This is a genomic window from Labrys sp. (in: a-proteobacteria) (assembly GCF_047605565.1).
GTDB lineage: Bacteria > Pseudomonadota > Alphaproteobacteria > Rhizobiales > Labraceae > Labrys > Labrys neptuniae.
Map to the genome: position 1 here is coordinate 69,470 of NZ_JASGFM010000005.1, position 24,674 is coordinate 94,143.

Annotated in this window: 20 protein-coding genes; 12 read left to right on the forward strand and 8 right to left on the reverse strand. The window is 64.7% G+C overall.

Translation table 11 applies throughout. The annotated features are described in order from the left end of the window. Positions 1 to 204: 204 nt before the first annotated feature. From lpxC to QM672_RS07020, 9 genes are all read left to right on the forward strand, one after another. Positions 205 to 1,164, forward strand: coding sequence for a UDP-3-O-acyl-N-acetylglucosamine deacetylase (gene lpxC, locus QM672_RS06980; protein ID WP_311941670.1), 960 nt, complete (start codon positions 205 to 207; stop codon positions 1,162 to 1,164). Positions 1,165 to 1,426: 262 nt separating this feature from the next. After that, the gene (locus tag QM672_RS06985; protein WP_311941667.1) at positions 1,427 to 2,293 is read left to right on the forward strand and encodes an outer membrane protein assembly factor BamD; all 867 of its coding nucleotides are present in this window, start codon (positions 1,427 to 1,429) and stop codon (positions 2,291 to 2,293) included. Positions 2,294 to 2,409: 116 nt separating this feature from the next. Further along, on the forward strand, positions 2,410 to 4,083 hold the full coding sequence (gene recN, locus QM672_RS06990; RefSeq protein ID WP_367623225.1) for a DNA repair protein RecN: 1,674 nt from the start codon (positions 2,410 to 2,412) through the stop codon (positions 4,081 to 4,083). Positions 4,084 to 4,103: 20 nt separating this feature from the next. Then, positions 4,104 to 4,733, forward strand: coding sequence for an REP-associated tyrosine transposase (locus tag QM672_RS06995; RefSeq protein WP_415081509.1), 630 nt, complete (start codon positions 4,104 to 4,106; stop codon positions 4,731 to 4,733). A gap of 105 nt (positions 4,734 to 4,838) precedes the next feature. Then, the gene (gene ligA, locus QM672_RS07000; RefSeq protein WP_415081511.1) at positions 4,839 to 6,974 is read left to right on the forward strand and encodes an NAD-dependent DNA ligase LigA; all 2,136 of its coding nucleotides are present in this window, start codon (positions 4,839 to 4,841) and stop codon (positions 6,972 to 6,974) included. Next, a complete protein-coding gene (locus QM672_RS07005) occupies positions 6,958 to 7,446 on the forward strand; it encodes a DUF3828 domain-containing protein (protein ID WP_415081513.1) in 489 nt (162 codons plus the stop codon). The genes ligA and QM672_RS07005 overlap by 17 nt, the downstream gene beginning before the upstream one ends. 69 nt (positions 7,447 to 7,515) lie before the next feature. Further along, positions 7,516 to 8,373 (forward strand): AraC family transcriptional regulator, encoded by an 858-nt coding sequence (locus QM672_RS07010; protein ID WP_415081515.1) that lies wholly within the window; start codon positions 7,516 to 7,518, stop codon positions 8,371 to 8,373. Positions 8,374 to 8,471: 98 nt separating this feature from the next. Beyond that, entirely contained in the window at positions 8,472 to 9,191 is a 720-nt protein-coding gene (locus QM672_RS07015) for an AzlC family ABC transporter permease (protein ID WP_246683796.1), read from the forward strand. Further along, on the forward strand, positions 9,181 to 9,483 hold the full coding sequence (locus QM672_RS07020; protein ID WP_415081518.1) for an AzlD family protein: 303 nt from the start codon (positions 9,181 to 9,183) through the stop codon (positions 9,481 to 9,483). Before QM672_RS07015 ends, QM672_RS07020 begins: the two co-directional genes overlap by 11 nt. A gap of 110 nt (positions 9,484 to 9,593) precedes the next feature. On the opposite strand, the gene QM672_RS07025 is transcribed toward QM672_RS07020, so the two are convergent. From QM672_RS07025 to QM672_RS07040, 4 genes are all read right to left on the reverse strand, one after another. Then, positions 9,594 to 10,124, reverse strand: coding sequence for a hypothetical protein (locus tag QM672_RS07025; RefSeq protein ID WP_415081520.1), 531 nt, complete (start codon positions 10,122 to 10,124; stop codon positions 9,594 to 9,596). A 36-nt stretch (positions 10,125 to 10,160) separates the two neighbouring features. Then, positions 10,161 to 11,972: an aminopeptidase P family protein gene (locus QM672_RS07030; RefSeq protein WP_415081522.1), complete on the reverse strand. Its 1,812-nt coding sequence runs from the start codon at positions 11,970 to 11,972 to the stop codon at positions 10,161 to 10,163. 184 nt (positions 11,973 to 12,156) lie between these two features. Beyond that, complete coding sequence (locus QM672_RS07035; RefSeq protein ID WP_311941643.1) at positions 12,157 to 13,080, reverse strand: 50S ribosomal protein L11 methyltransferase; 924 nt, start codon at positions 13,078 to 13,080, stop codon at positions 12,157 to 12,159. A 47-nt stretch (positions 13,081 to 13,127) separates the two neighbouring features. After that, positions 13,128 to 14,297 carry an aminotransferase gene (locus tag QM672_RS07040; protein ID WP_415081524.1) on the reverse strand — a complete coding sequence of 390 codons (1,170 nt, stop codon included), beginning with the start codon at positions 14,295 to 14,297 and terminating at the stop codon, positions 13,128 to 13,130. A 95-nt stretch (positions 14,298 to 14,392) separates the two neighbouring features. Here QM672_RS07040 and QM672_RS07045 point away from each other — a divergent pair, with 95 nt between their 5' ends. Together QM672_RS07045 and QM672_RS07050 are read left to right on the forward strand one after the other, a co-directional pair. Next, positions 14,393 to 15,628, forward strand: a complete 1,236-nt coding sequence (locus QM672_RS07045; protein ID WP_311941637.1) for a cytochrome P450 — start codon at positions 14,393 to 14,395, stop codon at positions 15,626 to 15,628. Between the two features lie 220 nt (positions 15,629 to 15,848). Continuing rightward, the gene (locus tag QM672_RS07050; protein ID WP_367623216.1) at positions 15,849 to 17,216 is read left to right on the forward strand and encodes a dicarboxylate/amino acid:cation symporter; all 1,368 of its coding nucleotides are present in this window, start codon (positions 15,849 to 15,851) and stop codon (positions 17,214 to 17,216) included. Positions 17,217 to 17,316: 100 nt separating this feature from the next. Here QM672_RS07050 and QM672_RS07055 read toward each other — a convergent pair whose 3' ends face one another. Beyond that, entirely contained in the window at positions 17,317 to 19,677 is a 2,361-nt protein-coding gene (locus QM672_RS07055; RefSeq protein WP_415081527.1) for an ATP-dependent helicase, read from the reverse strand. A gap of 118 nt (positions 19,678 to 19,795) precedes the next feature. After that, the gene (locus tag QM672_RS07060; RefSeq protein ID WP_415081529.1) at positions 19,796 to 20,689 is read right to left on the reverse strand and encodes a DMT family transporter; all 894 of its coding nucleotides are present in this window, start codon (positions 20,687 to 20,689) and stop codon (positions 19,796 to 19,798) included. A 104-nt stretch (positions 20,690 to 20,793) separates the two neighbouring features. Here QM672_RS07060 and QM672_RS07065 point away from each other — a divergent pair, with 104 nt between their 5' ends. Next, positions 20,794 to 21,432, forward strand: a complete 639-nt coding sequence (locus QM672_RS07065) for a LysE family translocator (protein ID WP_415081531.1) — start codon at positions 20,794 to 20,796, stop codon at positions 21,430 to 21,432. 83 nt (positions 21,433 to 21,515) lie between these two features. Here the strand turns inward: QM672_RS07065 and QM672_RS07070 are convergent, their stop codons facing one another. After that, positions 21,516 to 23,495, reverse strand: coding sequence for an ABC transporter permease (locus QM672_RS07070; protein WP_415081533.1), 1,980 nt, complete (start codon positions 23,493 to 23,495; stop codon positions 21,516 to 21,518). After that, positions 23,492 to 24,568 (reverse strand): quaternary amine ABC transporter ATP-binding protein, encoded by a 1,077-nt coding sequence (locus QM672_RS07075; protein WP_415081535.1) that lies wholly within the window; start codon positions 24,566 to 24,568, stop codon positions 23,492 to 23,494. Before QM672_RS07075 ends, QM672_RS07070 begins: the two co-directional genes overlap by 4 nt. Between the last annotated feature and the right edge of the window lie 106 nt (positions 24,569 to 24,674).

Here is a 24,674-nt window from a genome sequence, read left to right on the forward strand (position 1 = left end):
GAACTTGGCGAGCTTGTGTTACAGACCGTAAGAAAGCGTGATTTGGCTAAAGCTTTGGTTTTTGCTTTACGTATTTTCGAAGAAAGGTCCGAGTCCATGCCCCCGTGGCAGGGAATGAAAGGACCAAAGGGTCAAACAGAAAGCAGGCCGGTCTAGTTTCGGTTGGGTACCGCCACCCTGGCGGACGGCTTGTGGAATACGCACATGAAATCTGGTTTCCAGACGACTTTGAATGACCGTGTATCCCTCGAAGGGATCGGGGTCCATTCTGGCAAGCCTGTCTCCATCACACTGCATCCCAGCGAGGCCGACAGCGGCATCGTTTTCCTGCGCACGCATCTGGAGAACGGGCGCGAGCGGGAGATCCTCGCCCATTATCACAACGTCGTCGATACGCGCCTGTGCACGGTCGTCGGTGATGCCACGCGGGCTTCGGTTGCCACCATCGAGCATCTGATGGCGGCGCTGCGCGGCCTGGGCATCGACAATGTCACGGTTGAAGTCGACAGCGCCGAAATCCCGGTGATGGACGGTTCGTCCGCGCCCTTCATCGAGGCGATCGATCAGGTTGGCATCGCCACGCTACGGGCGCGCCGCCGGCAGATCAAGGTGCTCAAGCCGGTTCGCGTCGAAATGGGGCGCGCCTGGGCTGAGCTGACGCCCTGGGACAAGTCCGGCAATGCAGGCTTCCGCCTCGACGTCGAGATCGATTTCGAGACGCCCCTGATCGGCCGCCAGCGCCGCGCGCTCGACCTGACACCCGACAATTTCCGTCGTGAACTGTCGCGGGCCCGTACCTTCGGCTTCGTCAAGGATGTCGAACAGCTGTGGGAGAGGGGCCTTGCGCTCGGCTCCTCCCTGGAGAACTCGGTGGCCCTGAGCGAGGATCGCATCCTCAATCCGGAAGGTCTTCGCTATGCCGATGAATTCGTGCGTCACAAGATGCTCGATGCGGTGGGCGACCTGGCTCTTGCCGGTGCTCCGCTGATCGGCCAGTTCCGCTCCTATTGCGGCGGACATCGCGTCAACTACATGATGCTTCAGGCCCTGTTCGCCGATGACAGCGCCTGGACCATGGTCGATGCACCGGTACGTCGCGAGAGCGGCCATGCCGAGCTTTCCAGCGGCCTGGCCGCAGCGGCCTTCGCGCCCGATACCAATTGAGTGCGAAGGCTTTTGCCTCGCTTGACAGCGCCGCCGCAAAGCATTGTACAATTTTGCAGAGGCGGTGGCGCTTGGCCGGACAATCGGCTACAAGGGCCCCTGCATTGCCGCCGGTATAACGGCCTATCCGTCTGGACGGGCTGGTGCTGGCTGTGAATGTCGAACCACGAAGTCTTAACGTTGTGGTGCGAAGCTGATGGATGGGTTCATCCGCCGGAAACGCGCGACAATGCTGGTACTAGTCGAAGTAGAGGTCTGAGTGATGCCGCTGCGTTCCCTCTCGTCTTCCCGCACCGTCGCGACGCGGCTCGCGGTTCGTGCCGTCGCCATTGCGCTGATGGCGACGCCGCTGGCCGCCTGCGGTTTTTGGGATGACGATCCGGGCTACAAGACCCAGGCGACCGACCCGCCGGATCTTCTCTACAACCAGGGCCTCGTCGCCATGAAGGGCGGCGACTATTCCAAGGCCTCCAAGCGTTTCGAATCGCTCGACAAGCAATATCCGCAGACGGAATGGCAGAAGAAAGCCATTCTGATGATGGCTTATTCGAATTACACGTCCGGCAATTACGACGATGCCATTACCTCGTCGCGCCGTTACGTGACCCTGTGGCCGAACGACAAGGACGCGGCCTACATGACTTATATCTGGGCCAACTCCCAGTATAAGCAGATCCCCGACATCACGCGCGACCAGGACCGGGCCAGCCAGGCGCTTGCCGGTTTCCAGAAGGTCGTCACCGACTATCCCAAGTCGGAATATGTCAGCGACTCCAAGTTCAAGATCCAGGTCGTGCGCGACCAGCTCGCCGGCAAGGAAATGGAGATCGGCCGCTTCTACCAGAAGCAGCAGAACTATTCCGCTGCGGTCAACCGCTACAAGACCGTGGTGAAGGACTATGCCCAGACCCGGCAGATCGAAGAGGCGCTGAGCCGCCTGACGGAATGCTACATGGCGCTCGGCCTTTCCAGCGAGGCGCAGACCGCCGCTGCCATCCTGGGCCACAACTACCCCAACAGCCAGTGGTACAAGGATGCGTATACGCTGGTGAAATCGCACGGCCTGGAGCCGCGCGAGGATACCGATTCCTGGCTGAGCCGGACGTTCCGCAACGCGATCACGCTCTAAGGCGCTGGTAGCGACTGTCGAATTTGCAAAGGGCCGGTCGCAAGATCGGCCCTTTGCTTGTGAGCAGCCTCATGTTTTGTCATGCGGCGCAGGCGTAAGCCCGGTATAGATCTGTCATGCTCGTTCAACTCGCCATTCGCGATATCGTTCTGATCGATCGGCTCGACCTCGAATTCGTCGCGGGCCTGTCCGTGCTGACCGGCGAGACCGGCGCCGGCAAGTCGATCTTGCTCGACGCCTTTGCCCTTGCGTTGGGCGGACGTGGGGACGGCTCCCTGGTACGTCATGGTACGGGCCAGGGGCAGGTCAGTGCCGTCTTCGACGTTTCGGCCGATCATGCTGCCCGAGCCGTGCTGAAGGCCAACGACATTTCCGACGACGGCGACCTGATCCTGCGCCGTGTACAGATGGCGGACGGCCGCACGCGTGCCTTCATCAACGACCAGCCCGTCAGCGTGCAGGTGCTGCGCGCCACGGGGGCGGCCCTGGTCGAGATCCACGGCCAGCATGACGACCGGGCCCTGACCGATCCTGCTTCCCACCGCGCGCTCCTCGATGCCTTCGGGGGGCTGGAGGATCTGGCGGCGGAAGTGTCCGGCAAGCATGCGGCCTGGCGCAAGGCCACGCAGTCGCTGGCACAGCACCGGGCCCGGCTGGAAAAAGCCAGGGCGGAGGGCGACTGGCTGCGCCATTCCGTCGATGAACTCGGCAAGCTCGATGTCCAGCTCGGAGAGGAAGAAGCCTTGGCCGAGCGGCGCACCCATATGATGCAGGCCGAGAAGATCGCCGTCGATCTCAAGGAGGCCTATGAGGGGGTCGGCGGCAACGGCTCTCCCACGCCGTCGCTGGCGGCCATCATCCGGCGCCTCGAGCGGCGGGGCGCCCAGGCGCCACGCCTGGTCGAACCGGCCATCGCCTCGCTGGACCAGGCGCTCAACGCCCTGGAAGAGGCCCGCATCGCGTTGCAGACGGCATTGGACGAGGCCGATTTCGACCCGGCGGAACTGGAGCGCCTGGAAGAGCGCCTGTTCGCCCTGCGCGCGGCAAGCCGCAAATATGATGTCTCCGTGGAAGACCTGCCGGCCCTGGCCGAGCGTTATACGGCCGACCTGGCCGCCCTGGACGAGGGGGAAGGGCAGCTCCAGGCCCTGGAGCAGGCAGACCGTGCCGCTCGTCTCGCCTATGAGGCCTCGGCTGCGGTGCTCTCCGACAAACGCAAAGCCACCGCCGGCCAGCTCGATGCTGCCGTCAACGGCGAATTGCCGCCGCTCAAGCTCGACAGGGCGAAGTTCACCACTTCGGTCGAAAGCGACAAGACCCTGGCCTCGCCCGACGGGTTCGACAGGGTCGAGTTCTGGGTCCAGACCAATCCCGGCACCCGGCCCGGGCCGATGATGAAGGTGGCGTCCGGCGGCGAGCTTTCGCGTTTCATGCTGGCCCTCAAGGTCGCGCTGGCCGATCGCGGTTCGGCGCCGACCCTGGTGTTCGACGAGATCGATTCCGGCGTGGGCGGCGCCGTCGCCGATGCCATCGGCCAGCGCCTGGCGCGGCTGGCGGGCAAGGTGCAGGTCATCAACGTCACCCATGCCCCGCAGGTGGCCGCCCGGGCAGCCACCCATTTCCTCATCGCCAAGCAGGCCGAGGGCAAGGACAGGGTCGCCACCCGCGTTTCTCCTCTCGACACCGAAAAGCGGCGTGAGGAAATCGCCCGCATGCTCGCCGGCGCGCATGTGACCGACGAGGCGAGGGCGGCGGCTGATCGGTTGTTGGGAGGAGGGCTTCAGATCTAGCCGCATCCGAGGGGAGAACGTTGGAGCGAAAATACAGCGCAAATAATCTGCCAATGGAAGGTGGAGGCCACCGTGGCTGGTACCAACCGCACGGTTTGCCGCACTTTGATACCCCTGAGATCGTGCAGTTCGTAACGTTCCGGCTGGCAGATAGCCTCCCCGCCTGGGTCGAAGATCGCCGCGAAACATCAGTGGAGATGCGACGGCGTGTGGAAAGTAAGCTCGACGAGGGGATGGGGACTTGTTGGTTGGCGAATACGGACATTGCTTTGCTGGTCGAGGGTGCGTTGCTTGCTTTCCACATGCAACGCTATCGTCTGTGGTCTTGGTGCATCATGCCCAATCACGTGCACTGTCTTTTCGACTTGAAGGATGGTTGGCGCCTGGCGGATGTGGTCAAGTCGTGGAAATCTTACACTGCTGCAAGGGCCAATCGAATTCTGGGGCGGCAGGGCGTTTTCTGGCAAGCCGACTATTTTGACCGTTACATGCGTAGTGAAGATCAAATGGCTCGAACGATTGATTATATCGAGCGCAATCCCGTTAAGGCAGGACTTTGCACCCATTGCACTGAATGGCGGTGGTCGAGCGCGCGCCGAAAATTGGGGGGCGGGTCTTCAGACCCGGCGTCTAACTTCATCACCGAGTAGTAGTGGCGGGTCTGAAGACCCGCCCCCCAACCTGGTCGCTCCCCTCTGCCCCGATTGGAATGGTTGTGTTAAGCCACAGCAAAGCAATGCATCGGTTGGCCTGTCATGAACACTCCCAAGCCCGTCTCCGACCTCTCGCTCAAGGAGGCCCGCGCTGACTACGAGGAACTCGCGGCGCGGTTGATCGAGGCCGACAAGGCCTATTACCAGGAAGATGCGCCTGACATCAGCGATGCGGACTATGATGTCCTGCGACGTCGCTACACGGCGATCGAGGAGCGCTTTCCTGAGCTCAAATCGGCTGAGAGCCTCTCGGACAGGGTCGGTGCGGCGCCGTCCGAGAAATTCGCCAAGGTGCGCCACCGCGTGCCGATGCTGTCCTTGTCCAACAGCTTTTCCGATGAGGATGTCGAGGAGTTCGTGGCCCGCATCCGCCGCTTCCTCGGTCTTGCAGAGAGCGATGACCTAGCGATCACGGCCGAACCCAAGATCGACGGCCTGTCCTGCTCGCTGCGCTACGAGAAGGGCAGGCTGGTGGTGGCGGCGACGCGCGGCGATGGCGCCGAGGGCGAGGACGTCACCGCCAATGTCCGCACCATCGGCGACATTCCCAATGTGCTGAAGGGCAATGTCCCCGAGATTTTCGAGGTGCGCGGCGAGGTCTATATGAGCCACGCCGATTTCAATGCCATGAATGAAAGGCAGGCGGCTCTCGGCAAGCCCCTGTTCGCCAATCCGCGCAATGCGGCCGCTGGCTCGCTGCGCCAGCTCGATGCCTCCATCACGGCGAGCCGCCCCCTGCGCTTCTTTGCCTATGCCTGGGGCGAGGCCAGCGCGCTGCCGGCCACCACGCAGTTCGAGGTGGTGCGGGCTTTCGCCGAGTGGGGTTTTGCGGTCAATCCCCTGATGGTGCGCTGCCACGACGCTGCCGACCTGCTCGCCCATTACCACCAGATCGAGGCGCAGCGCGCCACGCTAGGCTACGACATCGACGGCGTGGTCTACAAGGTCGACCGCCTCGATCTGCAGCAGCGGCTCGGCTTCGTCTCGCGCTCGCCGCGCTGGGCGACGGCGCACAAGTTCCCGGCCGAGAAGGCGACCACGCTGCTGCAGGGCATCGAGATCCAGGTAGGGCGCACCGGAGCCCTGACGCCGGTTGCCAAGCTGCAGCCGGTGACCGTGGGCGGCGTCGTCGTCTCCAACGCCACGTTGCACAATGAGGACGAGATCGCCCGCAAGGATGTGCGCATAGGCGATACCGTGATCGTGCAGCGCGCGGGGGACGTGATCCCGCAGATCCTCGGGGCGGTGCTGGAGAAGCGGCCGGCGGATGCCGTTCCCTATATCTTTCCCGAAACCTGTCCCTGTTCCCTGAAGACGCCGGTCATGCGCGAGGAGACGGTGACGGGCGGGGAGGGAGCGGTGCGGCGCTGCTCGGGCGAATTCGCCTGTCCCTTCCAGAAGATCGAGCATCTCAGGCATTTCGTCTCCCGCCGCGCCTTCGACATCGAGGGGCTGGGCGAGAAGCAGATCGCCTTCTTCTTCGAGAACGAGGACCTGCCGATCCGCGAGCCCGGTGACATCTTCACCCTGGCAGCCCGCGACGGCCAGAACTTCAAGAAATTGAAGGATCGCGAAGGTTTTGGCGCAACCTCCACGAAGAACCTGTTCGCCGCCATCGATGCCCGCCGAGAGATCGCGCTGGAACGCTTTCTCTATGCCCTCGGCATTCGTCATGTCGGCGAGACCACGGCCCGCCAACTCGCTCGCGCCTATGGCTCCTGGCAGGCCTTCGAGCAGGCGGCGCTGCGCATCGCCGCCAAGGACGAGGAGGCGGCCGCCGAGATGGATGCGATCGACCAGATCGGCGAGACGGTGGTCGAGGCCATCGGCGCCTATTTTGCGGAAGAGCACAACCTTGCCATCCTCGAGCGGTTGACGGCCGAAATCCGCATCCTCGATGCGGAAAAGCCACGTGCCGAAAGCCCTGTCGCCGGCAAGACGGTGGTGTTTACCGGGGCGCTGGAGCGCATGAGCCGCGACGAGGCCAAGGCCATGGCCGATCGGCTGGGCGCGAAGGTCTCAGGCTCCGTCTCCAAGAAGACCGATCTGGTGGTTGCCGGCCCCGGCGCCGGCTCGAAACTGGCGGATGCGCAAAAGCACGGCGTCAAGGTCATCAATGAGGATGAATGGTTCGAGCTCGTGAATGGAGCGGGGAGCACGAATGACCAGGATACGTGAACTGTGCCTTGGCCTTCTGCTGGCGTCGGGGCTGGCAGTGCAGGCATTGGCGGCTGAGGCCACGCCCGAGGCGGTGGTGAAGCAGATCTATTCGGGAAAGACGCCCGAGACAAAAGGCATCGACCTCATCGGCGATGCCAAGCTGCGTGCCAAATATCTCAGCAAGGACCTGGCGGCCGCGGTGAAGCGGGATATCGATGAATCTGCCAAGTCGGGCGAGGTGGGAGCACTCGATTTCGATCCGGTGAGCGATTCACAGGATCCGATGATCAAGGATCTGAAGATCGAGCCGGCAGCGGTGCAGGGCGACCGGGCCCAGGTGGGCGTGAGCTTCAACCGCGGCGACCCCAAGCGCGACGAGCTCGTCTACGACCTGGTGCAGGAAAACGGCCAGTGGCATGTCTCCAACATCTCCAAGAAAGGCACTGCCGAGGAAGCATGGTCCCTGCGCCAGATGCTGTCGCTGAAATAGAGGCCGCGCATCGCAGCGGATGCAACTTTCATCCAAGCAATTTGCGGGCAAGGAGACTATCTTAGACGCATGCCGTCTGAATCCAGCGCTTTCACCACCCTCGAGGATGCCGCCGAACGAGGCGATGCCGTCCGGTTCTGGCGCGAGCAGCGCTATGACGGGTTGGAGTGCCTGAGCGCGATCTTTCGCCGGCACCGCTATGTGCCCCATACCCACGAGACCTATGCCGTCGCCGCCGTGCTCGACGGTTGCGAGGCCTTCTCGCATCGAGGTAGCCGGCACTACGCCTCGCCGGGAAGTTTCGCGATGGTCTGTCCGGACGAACTCCATGATGGCGAGCCGGCAGGTGAGGGATTCGTCTATCGCGTGCTCTACCCCACCATTGATCTGATGCGCTCCGTTGCCGAGGATACCTTCGGGCGTCCTGCCGCCGGCACGCCCTGGTTCGAGCGTTCGGTGATCGAGGATCCCGCCCTGGCCGCCGATCTGGTGACGCTGCAGATTGCACTCAGCGACCCCGCGGTGACCCTGCTCGAACGCGATGCCAGGCTCAGCCGCTTCTTTTCGACCTTGCTCGGGCGCTGGGGCGGCCATGGCGAGCCGATCAGGCTCGGCGACGAGAGCGGGCCGCTCGCCAAGGCGCGGGCCTATCTCGACCAGCATTTCGAGCACGATGTCGGCCTCGACGAGCTTGCTGCCGTGGCGGGGCTCAATCGCAGCCACCTGGTGCGTTCCTTCCGCAAGGCGATGGGCACCACGCCCCATGCCTATCTCACCGACCGGCGCTACCGGGCGGCCCGGCGCCTGCTGGCGGCGGGCGAAGGGCCGGCGGAAGTGGCGGCAGCCTGCGGCTTCTACGACCAGAGCCACCTCAACCGGGTTTTCAAGGCGCGCATGGGCGTGACGCCGGGGGCTTTTCGCGGATGATGGAGTGTCGGCCGGAGGCTGACACTCTCGATGCAACTTTTGTCCAAGACCGGCGATTGCGTTGTGCCTAATCAGGGCGCTCCATCAGGAGTTGTCCTTTGTCCGCCCGTTCCGAAATCCGTTCCGCGCTGATCGATATCGCGCCGCCAGCCCTGGCGGCGATCCCGATCGGCTTCCTGTTCGGCGCCATCGCCGTCTCCAAGGGTCTGTCGCCGGCCGAGATTGCGCTGATGTCCTTCACCGTGTTTGCCGGCAGCGCGCAATTTGCGGCGCTCGAACAATGGGTGCAGCCGGTTTCCATCCTCACTTTGGCCTTCGGCACGCTGCTGATCAATTGCCGCCATATCCTGATGGGGGCCTCGCTAACGCCTAAGACGGCGCTGTTCTCGCCCGCCCAGCGTTTTCTCGGCTTCTTCATGATGGCCGACGAGAACTGGGCGATGTCCGAGCGCAGGGCTGCGCGGGCCGAGCTGACGCCGACCTATTATTTCGCCATGTCGGTGTTCTTCTATCTCAATTGGGCGCTGTGGAGCACGGCGGGCGGGCTCGTCGGCCAGCTTCTGGGCGATCCCGCCCGCTATGGCGCCGATTTCGCCTTCACGGCCCTGTTCATCGGGCTGATCGCCGGCTTTTGGGAAGGGCGCAGCTCGGCGGCGACCATCCTCACCAGCGCTGTGGTGGCGGCGCTGGTCTATCTGAAGGTGGGCGCGCCCTGGCATGTGCCAGCCGGGGCCCTGGCGGGCATTCTGGCTGCCTTCCTGACGGGCCATCCCGGCCGCAGCAAGCTCGACGCCAAGGAGGCCATCGATGTCGTTTGATCCCCATACGGTGGCAGCCATCCTCACCATGGCCTTGGTGACCTACGTCACCCGCATCGCCGGCATCTTCCTGGCCGGCCGCCTCGCTCTGGCGGGCCGCACCAAGGCTGCCTTCGACGCCATCCCGGCGGCAGTGCTGGTGTCGGTGATCGCTCCGGTAGCGCTGGCCACAGGGCCGGCCGAAACCATCGCCGCCGGCATCACCGCTGTCTCCGCCACCCGCATGCCGCTGCTCGTCACCATCGCGGTCGGCGTGGTCAGCGTGGTGCTGCTTCGCATGGCGATAGGGTAGGGGCGGATCTTCAGGATCGGCCTTATCCTGGGTTGTCAACGCCGGATGGAAGTCTCTTCAGTCGAGAGCGTCTGGGTGCCCGTCCGTCAAAGGGGAAAGGAACCGCCACACTATTCCCTGACATTGCCGCCGGAATCGATGTTTACTCCGGCCTCTTTATAGAAAGTCGGCAACAGCTCCTGCCATGCGGCGTAGCGGGAAGCTGTCTTCTTGGCAAGATCGAGGGCAGATTGCGAGGGACAGGGAAGACCCTTGCCATTGGCCTGTGCCCGACCTCTTGCCTCAGCGATCATGGACGGCACATTCAGGCGCACACCGACGCAGCGTGCCATGGCGGCTTGCGCCCCGTAGATCTTGGCGATGCCCGTAAAACCCATCTCAGCAAGTTTTCGTTCCGGCAGGCCGCAACGATTGAGGCTCTCGATGAAGATGGTCGCTTCCAGGATGTTCATTTTCATGCCCTCGGCACCAATGCAGGCACTGGTGAGCGTCTCACCAGTCTGATGCATGCACAAGGTTTGCAAAATGCGCTGTTGACCCTCCTTCGAGATCTTGCAGACAGGAGCTGCCAACGCCGCCCCGGGTAAAAGCAAGGCTATGATCGAGACCATGGGCCGCAGATATCGAATCTGCCTGAACATGTAGGTTCTCCGTCGCGGAATCTTGGAGCAGATGGTTCACCCGATCGCCTGCGTCACCTCATCCAGCCACTGGCGTTCCGGCTCGTCGAGCAGGGGGCCGAGCGTCTCGCGCACTTGGGCGTGATAGGCGTTGAGCCAATCGATTTCCCGCTGCGTAAGCAGGGACAGCTCGATCGGCCTCACGTCAATGGGCGCCAAAGTGAGCGTCTCGAAGCCGTACATCGTGCGTTCGGCCCCCTCGATGGTGATCTCTTCGACCAGGACGAGGTTTTCGATGCGGATGCCGAAGGCGCCGACCCGGTAATAGCCCGGCTCGTTGGACAGGATCATGCCCGGTTCGAGCGGCGTGGTGCCGAGCTTGGAGATGCGCTGCGGCCCTTCATGCACGGAGAGATAGGAGCCGACGCCATGGCCGGTGCCGTGGTCGAAATCGGTGCCGATCTCCCAGAGCGCAGCGCGGGCGAAGCTGTCGAGCTGGGCGCCCGAGGCCCCCTTGGGGAAGCGCGCCAGGGAGATGGCGATGTGGCCTTTCAGCACGCGGGTGTAGCGGTCCTTCATCTCGGGCGAGACGTCGCCCACCGCGATGGTGCGGGTGATGTCGGTGGTGCCGTCGACATATTGCGCGCCGGAATCGATCAGGAAGAAGCCCGGCGTCACGGCTCGGTTGCTGGCGTGGCTGACGCGGTAATGCGGCAGGGCGGCGTTCGGCCCGGCCGAGGAGATCGAGGGGAAGGAGAGATCCTTCAGGACGCCCGTACCTTCGCGGAAGCGCTCCAGGGCCTCCGCCACCGAGATCTCGGTTTCCCTAGCCCCGGGCACGGTGCGTTCGAACCAGGCGAGGAAGTTCACGAAGGCGACTCCATCGCGGATATGGGCGGCCCTGGCGCCGGCGCGCTCGGCTTCGTTCTTGACGGCGCGCAGCAGCGCCACGGGATCGCCGCCCTTCTGCACCTTGCCGCCGGCCTGCTCGACCAGCGTGGCGAAGTGTTCGACCACCATGGCGGGGTCGAGCCTGACGGCCTTGCCTTTCACGCTGCCGGCCAGCACGGCCTCGATCTGGCGCGGCTCGGCGATCGCCATGTGCTGGGAGAGTTCGTCCCTGACGGCATTGGAGAATTTGCGGCCGTCGGCGAACAGGGTCGGTTGTCCCTCTGCCGGCACCAGGGCGTAGGAAAGCGGCAGGGGCGTGTGGGAGACGTCGCCGCCGCGGATGTTGAACAGCCAGGCGGAGGCATGGGCGTCGTTGGTGAAGACGGCGTCGAGCTTCTGCTCGCGCAGCTTGGCCTGCAGGCGCTCGATCTTGGAGGCGACACTCTCGCCGGCCAGGGCCACATCATGCAGGACGATCTGGGCCAGCGGCGGTGCCGGCCTGTCCGTCCAGATGGCGTCAACCGGATTTTCCTTGACGGCAACAAAACTTGCGCCGGCCTTCTCGCAGGCGGCACGAAGGCGCTCGACCTCGTTCATCGATTGAAGGCGCGGGTCGTAGCCGAGCTTCATGCCGGGCTTAAGCACGCTGCCTAGCCATTTCTCAGGCGGCTCCTCGATGAGATGGCGGGGGGTGTATGTCGAGGTGTCGACCTGCTCGCGCACCTGCACGGTATAGCGGCCGTCGACGAAAATCGAAGCCTCGTCCTTCAGGACGATGGCGATGCCGGCGGATCCCGCAAAACCGGTGAGCCAGGCGAGGCGCTCTTCCGAGGGCGGGCAATATTCGTTCTGGTGTTCGTCGGAGCGAGGGACCACGAAGCCGTCGAGCCCCAGTTCGGCGAGCTTGCCGCGCAAGGCCGTCGCACGAGACGGGCCGAGGCTGGGCTGGGAAATTTCGTCGAAGGACTGAAAAGCCATTTGATCACCCTTGAAGTATGAATGCCTTCTCCCCTTGCGGGTGTCGTCAACTCTCTTGAGTTGACTAGAGGTCCCGGCAGGGGGATGAGGGGAGAAACGCGTCTTTGCAGACTTGGCGCCAACACCCCTCATCCGGCTGCCGCCACCTTCTCCCGCAAGGGGAGAAGGGAATAGTCTTGTTCGCTCAAAGTTTCTTGGGCTTGCCACCGCCATAGGACAGCACCAGCGTCGTCCATTCGTCGATCTTGATCTGGCGGATGAGATGCAGGCCCTGGGCGCGATAGGCCGCCAGGGCCGCATTGGCGTGGGAGTGGAGCAGGCCGGACAGGATCACCGTGGCCCCGGGCGCCAGCAGCCGGCTCATCGGTGCCGCCAGACGCACCAGCGGACCCATCAGGATGTTGGCAAAGACCAGGTCGAACGGCTTGTTGGTCTGCATGGCCCGGGCAGTGGTGCCGCGCGCCACGAAGCTCTCGACATAGGCGCCGGCCTTGTTGAAGCGGATATTGTTGCGCGCGGTGGCGATGGCGATCGGATCGATATCGGAGGCGAGGACCCGAAGGCGCAGGGCGCGTGCGGCCGCGATGGCCAGCACGCCGGTGCCGGTGCCGATATCGAGCGGCCGATTGGGGCGCTTGCGCTTGAGGAGATCGTCCAGAGCGAGGAGGCAGCCGCGCGTGGTGCCGTGATGGCCGGTACCGAAGGCGAGCGCCGCCTCGATCTCGATGCCGATGCTGTTGGCCGGGACCTGCTGGCGGTCATGGCTGCCATGGACGGTAAAGCGGCCCGCCCGCACGGGCACCAGGCCCTCCAGCGAGGCCGCCACCCAGTCCTTGTCGCCGAAGCTGTCGAAGATCACTTCGATGTCGGGACCGGCCGCCAATGCGATCAGGTCCCGTACGGAGGCTTCGTCCGGCTCGGTCCGGAAATAGACCTCGACCAGCCAGGGTGGCTTGGCCGTGCCGTCTTCCTTCTCGAAGGCGGCGATCGCCGTTTCCGTGGGGTCGAAACTCTCGCCGAGCAGGTCGGCGATGCGACGCGCACGCATCTCGTCGGTGACGATGCGCGCGACATGGGTGGGATTGTTGGGATGAAGACCTTCGAGCATATCGCTTGGCTATCGCGCCCGCCGCCGAAGGGCAACGGAAATCGCGCTTACCCGCCGAAACGCTGGAAGCGTTCGCGCAGGGCCTGCAGCTGCTCCACGCCGGCATTGGCGAAGGCGACCCGCATATGCCCTTCCAGGCCGGGGCCGAAATAGGGACCGGGCAGGCAGAGCACGCCGGCCTTCTCCACCAGTTCCTTGACCACGCTCGCCGCGGTATGGCCATGGAAGGGATGGTGCAGGAAGGCGAAATAGGCACCCATCGCATCGATCCGCCAGCCATTGATGCCCTCGAAGGCCGCGCGGAAGCTGGCTGCCCGCCTGTCGATCTCCAGGCGGTTGGCCTCGCGCCATTCGGTCAGTCCGTCGATGGCCCAGGCGACGGGGGCCTGGGCGGTGCGAGGCGCGCAGATCTGCAGCGTGTCGAGGACCTTGCCGACCTCGGCCGCCACGGCGGGGGCGGCGACGAGTGCGCCAAGCCGATGGCCGGGAATGCAGTAGCTCTTCGAGAAGGAATAGAGGTAGATCAAGGTGTTGTCGAAATCACCGGAAGCGATGAGTCCGTGCGGCCGGCCGGTGACGAAGTCGCGATAGGTCTCGTCCAGGATGAGGAAGAGGCCGCGATCCCGGCACAGGCGGGCAAAGGCTTCGATCGTTTCGGGCGGGTAGACGGCGCCGGTCGGATTGTTGGGCGTGACCAGCAGGATAGCCCGCGTGGTGGGATCGATCAGTTCGGCAGCGCTCTCGACATCCGGCACGAAGCCGTTCTCGGGCGGGCAGGACAAGGCCCTTGCCTCGATGCCGAGCATGTCGAGCGTCATCTTGTGGTTGAAATACCAGGGGCTCGGCAGCAGGATGGAATCCCCCGCCTTGGCCACCGCCAGGGCCGCGACGAAGAACGCCTGGTTGCAGCCGGTGGTGATCGAGACGGTCTGCCAGTCGACCTTGCCGCCATAGAGGCTGGAAACATGCGCGGCATAGGCCTGGCGCAGCACGGTGTCGCCCTCGATCGGGCCATAGCTGGCGCTCGCCGCCGCGCTGGCATTGCGGCCGAGCCGTTCCAGCAGCTCCGCATGCGGCGGGTAGCCTGGAACCGCTTGCGAGAGGTCGATCAGCGGGCCGGCCGCACCGTTATAGGCGCGTGCCCAGGCCTGCGCCTCCGGGATCGGCGGGGTGGCGGTGTCGAGGAGATTGGGATTGATCGCGGGCTGGCTGCTCATGCGCCCCTAAATGCCTGCGGCGTCTTGCTCTGACAAGGGGATTTCCGGTAGCTGTGGCGATGACATTGTCGCAGGAATCTCCTACCCCTTCATTCATGTCTTTGCCATCAAGCCTCAGGATCGATGCCGCCCGTGCGGTCGTATCGCTCAGCCCCACCGATGCGGCCTTCGTGCAGCATCCCTATCCCGCCTATCAGGCCATCCGCGACGCCTGCCCGCTGTTCTTCTGGGAGGAATATGGCTGCTGGTGCGCGGTCTCGCACCAGGCGGTGTTCGACCTCTTTCGCGACAGGCGCTTCGGGCGTGAGGTGCTGCATGTGGCCAGCCGTGCCGAACTCGGCTGGCCGGAGCCGCAGGCCCACCTGGCACCCTTCGATGCGGTCGACGCCCATTCCATGCTGGAGCGCGAGCCGCCGGTTCATACAAGGCTGCGCACTTTGGTCAACCGCGCTTTCGTCACCCGGCAGGTCGAGCGTCTGAGGCCGCGGATCGCAGCGCTTGCCAACCAATTGATCGATGGTTTCAAGGGGCAGGGCAGGGTCGACCTGATCGAAGCCTTCGCCACGCCGATCCCGGTGATCCTGATCGCCGAACTCCTGGGTGTGCCGGTCGAGATGGCCCCGCAACTGCTCGACTGGTCGCATCGCATGGTGGCGATGTATCAGTTCAGCCGGAGCCGCAGTATCGAGGACCAAGCCGTTGCAGCTGCTGAGGATTTCTCCCGGTTCCTGCGCGGCTATGTCGAGCGGCGGCGAGCCGAACCGCGCGACGATCTCATAAGCCATCTCATCGCCGTCGAAGCCGAGGGCGACCGGCTCAGCGAGGAGGAACTGATCTCCACCTGCATCCTGCTGCTCAATGCCGGCCATGAGGCGACGGTGCACGCCATCGGCAATGGCGTGAAGTCCATCCTGCAGGCCGGTCTTGATCGCGAGGCGGTGCTGGCGAGCGGCGAGGGCTTGGTGGAGGAAATGCTGCGCTTCGATCCGCCGCTCCACATGTTCAAGCGCTATGCGCTGGAGGACGTCACGCTGGGGCCGGCCACCTTCCGCAAGGGCGATGAGATCGGCCTGCTGCTCGGTGCCGCTAACCACGACCCAGCCCGCTTCGAGGAGCCCGAGCGTTTCCTGACGACGCGGCAGCGCCCGCCTCATGTCAGCTTCGGCGGCGGCATCCATTTCTGCGTGGGTGCGCCCCTGGCGCGGCTGGAGCTGGAAGTGGCGGTGCCGATCCTGTTCGAACGGCTGCCCGGCCTGCGGCTGGAAGGGATGCCGGTTTATGCCGACACCTACCATTTCCACGGGCTGAAGGCGCTGGAGTTGAGTTGGTAACCCTGGGATCGCAGGCGTCCTCGCCTGCACCTTCCTTTCCGGCCACGCGGTGGGTCCAAGAGCAGGCGAGGACGCCTGCGATCCCGGGGACGAGCCCTGCATGAGGGGCGCCCCTGCTTTGTTTCGACTGTGGTTCTCTTTCAAATCCGCCCATGGTATGGATATTGAAAGTGTATAACATATATTTTGTGTTATATTATTGTCGGCACATCGCAAGAGAATGACCATGGCAACCCCTTCCGGCCCACAAGCGACGGCAGCTAAGCCCTTCTATGCCTCCTTCGGTTTTCAAGTGCTCGCCGCCATGGTGGTGGGACTGCTGCTTGGTCTTTACGCCCGCTCCCTCGGGCCAGACGCGGCGGGTAATCCGAATTGGCTGGTGCAGACGCTGACGACCATCGCCTCGATCTTCGTCCAGTTGCTCTATGCCCTGGTGCCGCCTTTAGTCTTCACCGCCATCGTCGCCTCGATCGGCAATCTGCGCAAATTGTCGAATGCCGCGGCCCTGGTCTGGCAGACGCTCCTATGGTTTGCCATCACCGCCTTGATCGCCGTGCTGATCGGCATCACCCTCGGCCTGGTCATCCAGCCGGGCCTGCATTCGAGTGTGCTGGCGGAGACCGCCAAGGCGCCGGCCACCACCGGCTCCTGGCTCGATTTCCTCAAGGGCCTGGTGCCCGCCAACGTCTTCGGCATCCAGGCCTCGACCAAGCTCGTCGATGGTGCCGCCTCCACGTCGCTGCAGTTCAACGTGCTGCAGATCCTGGTGATCGCCATTGCCGTCGGTGTGGCTGCCCTGAGCGTCGGCGAGCGGGCCAATGCCTTCCTCACCTTCAACGAGTCGCTGCTCGCCATCGTGCGCAAGATCCTGTGGTGGGTCATCCGCCTCACCCCGGTCGGCACGATCGGCCTGCTCGGCAAGGCTGTGGCGCAATATGGCTGGCAGACGCTGGGGCAGCTGACCTGGTATGCGCTCGCCATCTATATCGGCCTCGCCATCGTCCTGCTGATCGTCTACCCGCTGCTCCTGATCCTGCACGGGCTGAGCCCGGCCCGCTTCTTTGCGGGCGCCTGGCCGGCGATCCAGCTTGCCTTCGTCTCGCGCTCCTCGGTCGGCACCATGCCGGTCACCGAGGCGGTGACGGAGCGCAGCCTCGGCGTGCCCCGGGAATATGCCGCCTTCGCCGTGCCCTTGGGATCAACCACCAAGATGGATGGCTGCGCGGCGATCTATCCGGCGATTTCGGCGATCTTCGTGGCTCAGTTCTACCAGATCCCGCTTGGCATCGAGCATTACGCGCTGATCGTGTTCGTCTCGGTAATCGGTTCGGCCGCCACCGCGGGCCTCACCGGTGCCACCGTGATGCTGACCCTGACGCTGTCGACCCTGGGCCTGCCACTCTCCGGCGTCGGTCTGCTGCTCGCCATCGACCCGATCCTCGACATGGGCCGCACTGCGGTCAACGTCGCCGGCCAGGCCCTGGTGCCGCTGCTCGTCTCCAAACGTCAGGGCATCCTCGACGAGGCCCGCTACAACCAGGCCGGCGGCATCGACAATCTCGACGCCGGCGTGCCGGCCAAGGGGTGAGGGGGCTTTCGAAGCCTTTTTCAACGCTCGGCGCAATCGTCTTCCCCACTTCGTGGAGAAGGCTGGCTGCGTCTCACTGTTCTTGCAGCAGTGTCTTCCTTCAGGCTGCCTCGACGAAGCTGTCGACCACGCGCTTGCGGCCGGCCTTGTCGAAATCGACGGTGAGCTTGTTGCCGTCGACTTCGGCCACCTCGCCATAGCCGAACTTCAGGTGGAAGACGCGGGCGCCCACCTTGTAGGCCGAGGCCGTGCCGGTGGAGCGGGCCACCAATTCTCCCTCGATGGTCAGGGGCTCGCGGCGGAGCGGGGCCTGGGTGGTACGGAACCCGGAAGCCATGTTGCTCTGGGCCCGCTGCCAGCCGGGCGTCGAATAGTTCGAGCCGGAAAAAGGCTGCGCCTTGTCGAAGCGGCTCATGCCGAGTGAGCCGCCGGAGCCGTAGGAATTGGAAGCCTCCATCACCTCGACATGGGCGGCTGGCAGTTCGTCGACGAAACGCGACGGCATGGTCGATTGCCACAGGCCGTGGATGCGGCGGTTGGAGGCGAACCAGACCTTGGCGCGGCGGCGGGCGCGGGTGAGGCCGACATAGGCGAGGCGCCGCTCCTCCTCCAGGCCGGCGCGGCCGTTCTCGTCGAGCGAACGCTGGTGCGGGAACAGGCCTTCCTCCCAGCCGGGCAGGAACACCGTCTCATATTCCAGGCCCTTGGCGCCGTGCAGGGTCAGGATCGAGACTTTGTCCTCGCTGGCGCCTTCCTCGCTGGCATCCATCACCAGCGAGATATGCTCGAGGAAGCCGGCCATATTCTCGAAGCCCTCCATCGAGCGCACGAGTTCCTTGAGGTTTTCCAGCCGGCCCGCGGCCTCGGCCGTGCGATCCTTCTGCCACATGTCGGTGTAGCCGGATTCCTCCAGGATCAATTCCGCCAGTTCCTGATGGCCGAGCACCTCGCTCTGGGCGGCCCAGCGCGAAAAGGAGGCCATCAAGTCGCGCAGTGTCTGGCGCGGCTTGGGCTTGAGTTCCTCTGTCTCGACCAGCACCCGCGTGGCCTGCATCATCGGCACGCCGTTGTGGCGGGCATAGTCGTGCAGGATCTGTACGGTGGCGTCGCCGAGGCCGCGCTTGGGCACGTTGACGATGCGCTCGAAGGCGAGATCGTCGGCTGGCTGCATGGTGGCGCGAAAATAAGCGAGGGCGTCGCGGATTTCGGCGCGCTCGTAGAAGCGGGGGCCGCCGATGACGCGATAGGGCAGGCCGAGCGTGACGAAGCGATCCTCGAATTCGCGCATCTGGAACGAGGCGCGCACCAGGATGGCGATGTCGTTGAGGGCGTGGCCCTTGTGCTGCAGTGCCTCGATCTCGTCGCCGATGGCCCGGGCTTCCTCGCCCGAATCCCAGGAACCGGCGACGGTGACGCGCTCGCCCTCCTCGTCGTCGGTGAACAGGGTCTTGCCGAGGCGTCCCTCATTATTGGCGATCAGGTGCCCGGCCGCGCCGAGAATATGGCCGGTGGAGCGGTAATTGCGCTCGAGCCGGATCACGGTGGCACCCGGAAAATCCTTCTCGAAGCGCAGGATGTTGTCGACCTCCGCGCCGCGCCAGCCATAGATCGACTGATCGTCGTCGCCGACGCAGCACAAATTCGGCTTTTCGCCCGCCGGCGTCTGGGCCAGCAGGCGCAGCCAGAGATATTGCGCGACGTTGGTGTCCTGGTACTCGTCCACCAGCATGAAGCGGAAACGGCGGTGATATTCGGCCAGGACGCCCGGATTCTCGCGGAACAGGCGGATCGATTCCAGCAGGAGATCACCGAAATCGGCGGCGTTCAGGGTCTTGAGCCGGGCCTGGTAGGCGGCATAGAGCTCGCCGCCTTTGCCATTGGCAAAGGACATGGCCTCGCCGGCGGGTACCTGCGCCGGCGTCAGGCCGCGGTTCTTCCAGCCGTCGATGGCATTGGCGAGCTGGCGGGCCGGCCAGCGCTTTTCGTCGATCCCGGCGGCGGAGATCACCTGCTTCATCAGGCGGACCTGATCATCGGTGTCGAGGATGGTGAAATTGGATTTCAGGTCGACCAGCTCGGCGTGGCGGCGCAGGATCTTCACGCCGATGGCATGGAAGGTGCCGAGCCAGGGCATGCCCTCCACGCTCTGGCCGATCAGCACGCCGATGCGCTCGCGCATTTCCCGTGCTGCCTTGTTGGTGAAGGTGACGGCGAGGATCTGGTGGGGCGCGGCGCGGCCGGTGGCGAGGATATGGGCGATACGGGTGGTCAGCACGCGCGTCTTGCCGGTTCCGGCGCCCGCCAGCACGAGTACGGGGCCGTCCAATGTCTCCACCGCCGCGCGTTGTTCCGGGTTCAGGCCGGTGAGATAGGCGGCAGGCCTTGCGGCGGCCATGGCACGCGCAGCAATGCCGCCGGCGGCCGGCTGATGGGCAAGGGAAGGGGAGCGTGGATCGGACAAATCGAGTTTTCGCGTGATTCTGGACGGCCGGATAATGGCTTAGATGGGGAGCCGCGTCGAGATTGCGAGCGGCAGGCGGTGCTTTGCGTCAACAGGCAAGGACATCCGGTCGTCTGTCTCATTGCCCCGGAGCGCGCTGGGCGATGGTGGTGACGATCACCCCGGCGGCGATCACCCCGGCGCCGAGCCAGGTCAGCCAGTGATAATGCTCTCCCAGCAGGAAGGTGCCGACACCGAGGCCCAGGGCGGCGGCGACGTAGCCGATCTGGGAAAGATAGACCGGCCCGCCCGCCATTTGCAGGCGAAAGAAGAAGGCAAGCATGGCGGCGCTTGCCGCGACCTGGGCCGTGCTGACCAGCGGAGCGTTGGCGAGTGTCCCGAGGCCGAGCTCTCCGCTCGTGGCGAGCAGGGCTGCCGACATCACAAGGGCGGCGGCAAGATTGCTGCCTGCCGCCAGAGCCAGGGGCCGGGCGCCCGGCGGCCAATCCAGAGTGCGGTAGACATTGCCGCTTGCCAGCGTGAGCGGAATGAGGAAGCCGATGGCGATCCAGAGGAAATTGACTTCGCCGACGCGGCCCTTGCCAAGCACGATGAGCATGGCTCCGAGGAAACCGATCAGGATACCGCAGATGCCGAGCAGATTGGGGCGCCGCGCATTCAAGGCGGTCGCCAGGATCGTGGTGATGATCGGCGACAGCGTGTACATGATCGAGGTGTAGCCCGAGCCCAGGTGCGGAATGATCAGGTAGACCAGGAAATTGGGCAGGGCGTAGGAAATGATGCCGCCTATCGCGTAAAAGCGCAGAAAGGGCGACGTCAGGGGCAAGGCCTCCCGGCGGAGGACCAGCACGGCGCCGATGACCAGGGCGCTGCCCGCCGAGATCAGCAGCGTCCATACGGCCGGCGGAATGCCAGCCGCGCCCGACAACTTGCCGAGCGGAAAATACAGACCGAGAAATGCGCCGGTCACGAGAAGCAGAAAGACAGGTGCCGGTGTGTTGGAAGCGGGCATGGATGGGCTTGTGCGGGCTTGATGGAAAGGAAACGCATGCCCGCTTGCGCCGGGACGCCGGCCGTGCAGCAATGGCAAATCCCTTCGCCGCCGGGCCGATTCCCATGTTCGATGTTTCCCTGCTTGCCGCAACCTTTTTTGCCGGCTTCCTCTATACGATCTCACCCGGACCGGCCTTCCTGGCTTTGTTCGCGCTCGGCGCGGCGAAGGGGCGCACGCCCGGCGCCTGGTTCATGACCGGCCATCTCGTCGGCGACATCCTGTGGTCGGTGGCGGCCTTGGCGGCGATCGTCGGGGTGAGCCAGATCGGTCCGACCCTGTTCGACATTCTCGGCATCGGCTGCGGGCTCTATCTGATCTATATGGGCGCGCGGGCCGTGATGACCCGGCGGGACGGCAAGGCGGCCGTGATCGGTGCCGACCGGCCGCTGGTCAACGGGGTGATCTTCGGCATCACCAATCCGAAATCCTATCCGGTGGCGCTCGCCACCTTCGGGGCCCTGGTGGCGCCCTATGGCGATCACATCACCTGGGCTGCAACGCCGGGCCTGATCGTGGCCGCCTTCCTCGGCTTTGTGGCGGCGGATTTCATCCTCTATGTCGCCATCGGCCTCAGGCCGGTGCGGGCCTTCTTTGCCCGTTATGGCCTGTGGGTGACGCGGATCGTCGGCGTCGTCTTCATCGGCTTCGGCCTGAAGTCGCTGCTCGACGGCGCGCGGGGGCTGGCGAGTTCGGCACGGTGACGAGCGGCTTTTTGAGCGGATCTCTGGATAATTGCCACCGGGGGCGTGCTGCCCCTCAGCGAGAAGGTACGAATTCGAACCAATCACCCCAAACGCTGGCGTGCCTTGGCGCTGGCGCCGCCGATCAGGCGGTCGGCGATGATGCCGATGAAGGCGATGGCGAGGCCGGCGACGATGCCGCGGCCGGCATCCGCCTTGGCGAGGGCGATGAAGACCTCCTGGCCGAGATCGCGCGTGCCGATCATCGCGCAGATGATGATCATGCTCAGCGAGAGCAGGATGGTCTGGTTGATGCCGAGCATGATTTCCGGCAGCGCCATCGGCCATTGCACCAGGCGGAAGGTCTGCCAGCGCGTGCAGCCGGCCGTCTTGGCTGCCTCGATCAGGGTCGGCGGTACCTGGCGCAGGCCGTGATTGGTGTAGCGGATGGCCGGTACGATGGCGAAGGAGACCGTTGCGATCAGGGCGGTGACGTCGCCGACCCGGAACAGCATGACGATCGGGATGATGAAGCAGAAGGACGGCAGGGTCTGCAGGGTGTCGACGACAGGCTCGATGATGCGGAACACCCGATCGCTGCGCGAAGCCCAGACGCCGATCGGCATGCCGATCAGCATGGCGAGGACGGCCGAGACGCCACAGAGATAGACGGTCGACATCGTCTTCTGCCACAGCCCGGACGAGGCGCAGAACAGCACGAGCAGGCCGACGAGGAGGGCAAGGCGCCAGCCTGCCAGGCGGTATCCGGCCAGCACCAGCAGCACCAGGGCGGCGAACCAGGGAATGGCTTCGCAGAAGGCCCTGATAGGATTGAGCACATAGACCAGCAGCCCGACGCGCAGGGTTTCGATCAGGTCGAAGAAATGCACGGTGATCCAGTCGACGCCGGCCTTCCACCAGGGCGCGGTCGACAGGGTCCAGCCCGCCGGGATCTTGGCGAGAGCCGGCAGGACGAGGCTGGCCAGCGTGGTCGCAGCCAGCAAGGCCAGGGCCAGGACAAGATGGGGATGGCGGGCGACAAGCCCGACACCCTCGTGATGCACGGGCCGGCCGCCACGATAAGCGAAGGCCTGCGAGAGACGGTCGAGCGCGATGGCGAGCACCACGATGGCGAAACCCGCCTCCATGCCCTGGCCGATCTTGAGGGCCCGGAGGGCGAGCAGCACGTCATAGCCGAGCCCGCCCGCGCCGATCATCGAGGAGATGATCACCATGTTGAGCGCCAGCATGATCACCTGGTTCACGCCGACCATCAGCAGGGGACGCGCGGTGGGGATCAGCACGCGCCAGAGCTTCTGGCGCGGCGTGCAGCCCGCCATCACGGCAAAATCGGCGATCTCGGAGGGAATACGCGACAGCGCCACCATGGTGGCCCGCACCATCGGCGGCGTGGCGAAGATCGAGGTGGCGATCATCGCCGAGACCGGGCTGTTGCCGAACAGGATCAGCATGGGGATGAGATAGGCGAAGGTCGGGATCGTTTGCATCAGGTCGAGCGCCGGCGTGACCGCCAGCCGTTCGAGCTTCGGAAAGCGCCAGGCGGCGACGCCGAGCAGCAGGCCTGTCAGCACGCAAAGCGGCACCGAGATCAGGATCAAAGCGAGGGTGAGCATGGCCCCCTGCCACTGGCCGAAGAGCGCGATATACCCAAAGCAGGCTGCCATCAGTGCTGCGAGCCGCAGGCCACCCGCTGCGTGGCCAGCAATGATCGCCGCCGAAATCACGCCGAGCCAGGATAGCGTCGGCAACGGGATGCCCCACAGTTTCAAAGGCTTGGCCAGCAATCCGAAAGCGATCTGGAGCGGAAGGTCGAGAACGGAGGCGATTGCTCGCGTCAGCCAGCTCAGATTGGTTTTCATCCAGGCCATGAGGGCCGACATCCAGCTCGCGAAGGGCACGATCCAGTCGTCGGGCCAAGCAGACAGCCAACCCGTATTCGATCTCAAGAGGTAGAGCGTGACGGCGAGCAGGAAGGCGAGGCTCCAAATCGCCGCCCAGGCCGTTACCCGGCCGCCATGCGGTGCCTGCGGTTGAGCAAGGGAAAGGGGGGCTGGCTTGCTCAAGCGGCGGTCCTGCGCTGATCGCTGCCGGTCAGGATGTCGAGCACGGCATTGGGCGAGACCTCGCCGAGTAGAGTGCCGGTGAGATCACGGACCGCAAAGGGCGCGGCGGCGCCGATGACGTCGGCGGCAAAAGAGGAAACCTTGTCCGTCGGAGCGAGATTGCCGGCATAGGCGGAGCCTGGCTGGGGAGGGCGCATGAGGCCATGGGCCGAGACCACCTTGGCCCGCTGGACGTCACGGGTAAATTCGGCAACGTAATCGGTCGCTGGCCGCGTAACGAGTTCCTCGGGCGTACCGGTCTGGATGATGGCACCGTCTTTCATGATGGCAACGCGATCGGCAAGGCGGATCGCCTCGTCGAAGTCATGCGTGATGAAGACGATGGTCTTGTGCAGTACCTTCTGCAGCCGGACGAGCTCGTCCTGCATCTCCCGGCGGATCAGCGGATCGAGCGCGGAGAAAGGTTCGTCGAGGAACCAGAGTTCGGGCTTGGTGGCGAGGCTGCGCGCGATGCCGACACGCTGCTGCTGGCCGCCCGAAAGCTCGCGCGGATAGAAGCCCTCGCGGCCGCGCAGGCCGACGAGGTCCACCATGTCCTGGGCCCGTTTCAGCCGCTCGGCCTGGGCGACACCCTGGACCGCCAGCGGGAAGGCGACGTTCTCGATCACGCTCAGATGCGGCAGCAGGGCGAAGTTCTGGAACACCATGCCCATCTTGTGCCGGCGAAGCTCGATCATCTCCGCTTCGCTGGCCTTGAGCAGATCCATGCCGTCGAACTCGACCGTGCCGGCGGTCGGTTCGATCAACCGGGCCAGGCAGCGCAGCAGCGTGGATTTGCCCGAACCGGACAGCCCCATGATGATGAAGATCTCACCCTCATGCACAGTCAGGCTGGCCTCGCGCACGGCGGCGATCAGGCTCGCCTTGGCAAGGTCCTCATCCGTCGGTCGCTGGCCATGCCGGGCCAGCTCGCGGGCAGCATTGGGGCCGAAGACCTTCCAGACGTCACGGCAGGCGAGCTTCACGGCTCGCATGGTGGCGTCCGAGCCCGGCGAAGCGATCGCGCCTTGCATCGGTGCCTCTTGAATGCATCGGGTAGCCGACGGACGGATTTTCGGATCCGCCCGCAACGACGGCGTCAGCCAGGGAGCAGGGCAGGTTGGTCACCCCCTGCCATCG